5 protein-coding genes are annotated in these 5,340 nt (G+C 39.8%); 3 read left to right on the plus strand and 2 right to left on the minus strand.

Annotation, left to right across the window (positions count from 1 at the left end):
- Nucleotides 1-1,430 (minus strand): hypothetical protein (locus BOW51_RS07240; RefSeq protein ID WP_135568131.1); only part of this gene is annotated, 1,430 nt, incomplete at its 3' end.
- Nucleotides 1,431-1,647: 217 nt separating this feature from the next.
- On the opposite strand from BOW51_RS07240, the gene BOW51_RS07245 reads away from it, so the two are divergent.
- From BOW51_RS07245 to BOW51_RS07255, 3 genes are all read left to right on the plus strand, one after another.
- Nucleotides 1,648-2,223 (plus strand): tyrosine-type recombinase/integrase, encoded by a 576-nt coding sequence (locus BOW51_RS07245; RefSeq protein ID WP_078477098.1) that lies wholly within the window; start codon nt 1,648-1,650, stop codon nt 2,221-2,223.
- Between the two features lie 110 nt (nt 2,224-2,333).
- A complete protein-coding gene (locus BOW51_RS07250; protein WP_245828597.1) occupies nt 2,334-4,211 on the plus strand; it encodes an acyltransferase family protein in 1,878 nt (625 codons plus the stop codon).
- Nucleotides 4,212-4,402: 191 nt separating this feature from the next.
- Nucleotides 4,403-4,795 carry a DUF6641 family protein gene (locus BOW51_RS07255; RefSeq protein WP_078477100.1) on the plus strand — a complete coding sequence of 131 codons (393 nt, stop codon included), beginning with the start codon at nt 4,403-4,405 and terminating at the stop codon, nt 4,793-4,795.
- Between the two features lie 323 nt (nt 4,796-5,118).
- On the opposite strand, the gene BOW51_RS11795 is transcribed toward BOW51_RS07255, so the two are convergent.
- The gene (locus BOW51_RS11795) at nt 5,119-5,247 is read right to left on the minus strand and encodes a hypothetical protein (RefSeq protein ID WP_281252873.1); all 129 of its coding nucleotides are present in this window, start codon (nt 5,245-5,247) and stop codon (nt 5,119-5,121) included.
- Nucleotides 5,248-5,340 lie beyond the last annotated feature (93 nt).

The following is a 5,340-nucleotide window of genomic DNA, read 5'->3' on the forward strand; positions in this document are numbered from 1 at the left end:
ATGATTTCATTTGCGTCATATTTCCCATTCATTTTGTTGAAATGTACCGCAATGCTTGTTTTTCCTAATGTCAGTTTGAGCACATTGTGCTCAGCGCGCTTCATCTTTTCCCCAAACCCATTAACCCACCGTATTAAAAAATTATTCTCCATTTCCTTTACCCAAAATGGAGAGAGAGTAACTTTATAAGCAGGTTTAAACTTGCTGTCCTGTTTAACAATAGCCTGTTTTCTGCTGAGTTCGTTATTAAAATCGGTGCGATGATAGAAGCGGATAAATCGGAAATCATGCGTGATGCTATTTTCCACCTTCATCTTGTAACTTGCGACTTCATCAATTGTTTCGCAGACATAACGTTTGCAGTCTGTTGTGTAGAAATTGAAGTCATTTGTATGGATTAGGTTGTTTTCTATGTATGTCCTGTCAACGACAGCCAATGTTAGATCGTTTTTCTCCTTCTTTTTGAATATCGACTTGATAGGCTTTACGGTTGTGACGACACTGCAGGTGCTTCTGTTTGCACTCAGAATGAATAATTGCTCTGAAGCAATATATAGCAGTCTTTTCAGCTGTTTTCGTTTGAGTGGCTTCTTGTTCGGCTTGTAATTACACTCATCTACAAGAGATGACGCGAGTGAACCTATTTGGCTTGGTAATGTTTGTGTGCGAATAATCTCAGTAATTAGGCGCAGAGTGTAGGGTATTTTATTACCTGTACGTCTGTATGAGTGCTCTACTGCCTGGTTAATAAGATTGCTATCGTCTATCGTTGATAAGACAGAATAACCATTAGCCTCTTTTCGAATGATGGCAAGAGACAGTCCGCTGTCTATACGAGATAAAGTGTCCTTTGTATTGATTTTTGCAACGGGTAATGAATCAGAGAAATAGCTGAGTCCTTCTTGTAGATGATCCTCAGCGATTTTTTGTTGAGATTGCTTGCTTATTATTTTTGGTTTAGTGGCTAATTTCTTCTCATCAATAGAATCGGGTGATATTTGCCGATATCCTGCCATTTCAATTATTCCGCCTTTGTCGCTAATTAGTGAGATTAGCTTTTGAAGGGTGTTTTTTCTGAAATACTGTCTATTGAGAATGAATTCTTTGTGTAGAGCATTCAGTGCTCTATTGTATTGATCGATTTTTGCTACTTTGAGACTTCCATCGTTATTCCAGAGATATTTGAGTAAAGGAGAGAATGCGATTTCTTGCTTTGTGCTTTGCTTGAACTGGATGCTGTATTCTGAATATAGCTTTTCTAACAAACCATCTTCCTTTTGAGCAGTCCTCCACCATAGATACACTCTACTCAGCCCCTCATACAGCAATTGGGTGCTTTTGACGTAGTGGGATTTCTGGTCATCTGCGAGCCGTTGCAGTTCACCTAGTTCCTTTTTGAGTTTCCTGTATTGCTTTGATTCGTCTGCCAAGCTGAATTCCTGAAAATCGCTATTACTAAACTTTAGAGATTCTGGTTTATGGCGTAGTAATTTGCAAATGGGCAATGTTAACTAATATAGATTAGCTAACATTAATCGTTAACTAGTTGATCTGATTGAGGTTAAGAATAGAAGAAAAACAGGCCGACAATTGTAATGTTAATATGTATAGTTATGTATAACAAAAATTAACATTTATAGGCGGGTTATGAAGCAAGCACGAATCTTGAGCAGTTCTGAATTTAAGCGAGTAATGGCAGTAATTGATGCGCATAGGTATGCAGAACGAAATAGGGCGATTTTTCAGCTCTCTTTTCGTGCTGGTATGCGAGCTTGTGAAATTAGCTCATTGCGAATTGCAGATGTAGTTGACACGGAGTACATTGTAAAAAAGGAAATTGTGCTAGAAGCGCATATGACGAAGGGGAGTGAACGAAGTCGCGTAATAGTAAGCACAGCGCTACAGAAGGAATTACAGCGTTATGTAGACGCGGTGTGCGAGTCTAAAGCACCAAATCTTCCATTTGTGCGCTCACAAAAAGGCGGTTTCTTTAGCTCTCTTACTATTGTGCAGTTATTTGCCAAATTTTATGCAAAAGCAGGTATATCAGGCGCTAGTTCACATAGTGGTCGTCGTCAATTCATTACTACATTGGCAGAAAATCAGATCAACATGCGGGTTATACAAGCGTTAGCGCGGCATAGAAACATGACAACTACCGCCAGATACATCTACGTAAATGACGTTAAATTACAGAGAGCTGTAGAGGTTGTAGGTTTTTAATATGGCATGATTATTATTGAATGACGCCGATTATAAGCATGTACAATAATCCTGTTTTTTAATAAAGGTAATGGGCTGGGAATTTGGAATACAGGAGAGAAATAGACGGTTTGCGTGCTATAGCCGTCATACCCGTTATTCTATTTCATGCTGGCTTCAGTACATTTAGCGGTGGCTTTGTAGGCGTTGATGTTTTCTTTGTTATTAGCGGTTACTTAATTACAAGCATTATCCTTGCTGAGCTAGAGCAAGGAACATTTTCAATAGTCAACTTTTATGAAAGAAGAGCCAGGCGAATACTGCCAGCTCTTTTTACTGTGATGTTTGTCTCTTTACCGTTTGCTTGGATGTGGCTATTTCCAAGCGATATGAAAGACTTTTCCCAAAGCTTAGTTTCTGTTTCACTATTCGCGTCTAATGTTTTATTTTGGCTGGAGAGTGGGTATTTTGAAACGGCTGCAGAATTAAAGCCCTTACTGCATACATGGAGTTTAGGGGTTGAAGAGCAGTATTACATACTATTTCCTCTATTCTTAATGCTTGTATGGCGCTTTAGAAACCGCTGGATACTGGGTGCAATTATAGCGATTGGCGTTATTAGCTTAGGAGTGGCTCAGTATGCTTCTTCTAATTATCCTTCGGCTAATTTCTATTTGTTACCTACGCGTGCTTGGGAGCTAATGATCGGTGGCGGTCTTGCTTTTGTTATTAAATATGGTAACTCGCATGTCGGCAGCATAATCAATAGTAAGTTGATTAAAGAGACGTTTGGTTTACTTGGATTGTTGCTTATTGGCTATGCGGTACTGGCGTACGATAAAGAAACTCCTTTTCCCTCCGTTTATGCATTAGTACCAACGCTTGGTACCGCATTAGTTATCTTGTTTGCAACAACTGAAACTAGTGCAGGGAGGTTGCTTGCTAATAAGCCTCTGGTGTTTGTTGGTCTTATTAGCTATAGCGCATATTTGTGGCATCAACCATTATTTGCTTTTGCTAGACATCATAATTCATCAGGTGTGAATGAAGAGATATGGACACTTCTTATTGTAACGACATTTATATTTGCATTTGTTAGTTGGAGGTTTATTGAAAAGCCTTTCCGTAACAAGCACCAAACTAGTCGAAGCCAAGCATTCTCATTAGCTCTTATCTTTTCCGTGCTTTTTATTGTAGTTGGCATTGGAGGACATGTGACGAGTGGATTTCTTTATCGTTTAAATGATGATCAGAATGCGATACTGGCTTTTGCTAATTACGATAAATCCCCCGTATATAGAGAGGGGTCATGTTTTTTAAAACCTGAGCAAGATTACGCTGAATTTGCAGAATGGTGTGAGGATGATAGTGCAAGTGATGCCTCTATTTTGCTATGGGGTGATTCTCATGCTGCTGCATTGTCATATGGTCTGAGAGCACAACATGGAAATGTAACGCAATTTACTGCGAGTGGCTGTCCACCGATAAAGGGATTTGATAATTACACGCGCGTGCACTGCAAGGGGGTTAATGAATATGTACTAGAAAGGATTTCGCATATTAAGCCTGAATATATCTTTTTACATGCGAATTGGTTGTACGCAAAAGAATATGCTGAGGTAATTGAGTTAGACAAGACATTATCAGTGATTAGTAGTGTATCTCCTCAGTCCAAAATTTATGTTGTTGGTGGCGTTCCACAGTGGCAGCCAAGCCTGCCTGTAAGAGTGCTTAGAGCGGGCATGGATTTGTCTTCAGGTAATATTTTGAAGATGGATAGGGGAGTGGAAGAAGAGATTGTAAGCATGGATGCATTAATAGGATCACAACTTGTTGGAACAGATGCTGTTTTTCTTTCAGCAATTGATGAGTTTTGTAATGAGAATGGTTGTCTGGCCGTAGTAAAAGATAACGAAGAATTTACGCTTATTGCTTGGGATTATGGCCATTTAACTGCAGCTGGATCAGAATTAATGGCTAAGGGGTTAATTGAACACTTAAAGCAGTAAGATATTTAGCGGCATGAAATAAAGTATTGATCTTAAAATAATATGCGATGCGCTCTGAATACCTTAGTTTTTGGAATCGCATAACGTAATGGTTGCTACACAATCAATCATTTTGCGGTAATGAATTAGGTCGTCCTGTTTTACGCTAGGTCATAAGCTTTAGTTGCTTTAATAACTAAGAGTAACTGAAAATGGCAACACGACTAGCAGCAAAACAAAGCGTACTTGCATCACTAGTACTCCCCCAATCCGCAAAACTCAACACTGTTGATAAAACAGCTTTGCGTCGAAGTAAACTTATTAGCAAGCTTGATGAACAAAAACGCGTTTTAGAAGCACAGATTAAAGGTGAAGAATACTTTGCAAAGAAGACTGTTACCAAAACTGATGAGGACGGTAATCAAATCACAGTAACTGTGCCAAAACGAGTGCGTAAATGGTTCTATACAAATGATGGCGCTGAATGGCTGTTTGAGGTTAAATACGACAATAAGGTACTTGAACTTGCAAAAGGAAAGACAGCGATTATAGCTGAAACGATTGACGATCTACTTGCGGTCATGGACACAGTAGGAAGCAGTTAGTGCTGGTGAACTGAATATGGCGACTAAACTGGCAGTGAACGTGTAAGCTCTTATGTCAATCTTGGTAACGGATATGCTGTATTTCTCTGTTGAGTTTGATTGACTCTAAATTTGCGGTTAATCTCACAAGCAAGATGCAATATAATGCACTGTATCTTATTGATTGTTTGATAATCTTCTGTGAACTTCAGCATAAGCTCACATGCAACTTTCGCGCAATTACAAAATAATAGAATAAACTCATTGTTTTTCTCAAAGAAAAATATTGCAGGTTATTGAGTGGGAATGATTTCGCGTCTGGCACTGGCTGGCACCTACCGGCATCAAACAACACATAACTCATTCGCTGCGCGCCAAGGAGAGAGAATCGAAGGCGCGTAGTTCCCGGTAGCCACTAGGCGAGACTGTTTTTCTGACGTGCGCCAGCGCCAAAGGAAAAATAAAGCGAGCATCCGACAGTGGCGTCAGCTATTTGAGGGGGTTGTTTTGCTTGGAAGCCAACGAGCTGTCGAGCAAAGCAACGGACGCAGGGCGTCCGGGGCAGT

The sequence above is a fragment of the Solemya elarraichensis gill symbiont genome (assembly GCF_002021095.1).
In the GTDB taxonomy this organism is placed as follows: domain Bacteria; phylum Pseudomonadota; class Gammaproteobacteria; order Chromatiales; family Chromatiaceae.

What these genes read in the sequence shown, in the direction of transcription:
- BOW51_RS07245 (WP_078477098.1), top strand. Translation starts at nt 1,648, where the DNA reads ATGAAGCAAGCACGAATCTTGAGCAGTTCTGAATTTAAGCGAGTAATG.
- BOW51_RS07255 (WP_078477100.1), top strand. Translation starts at nt 4,403, where the DNA reads ATGGCAACACGACTAGCAGCAAAACAAAGCGTACTTGCATCACTAGTA.
- BOW51_RS11795 (WP_281252873.1), bottom strand. Translation starts at nt 5,247, where the DNA reads ATGCTCGCTTTATTTTTCCTTTGGCGCTGGCGCACGTCAGAAAAACAG.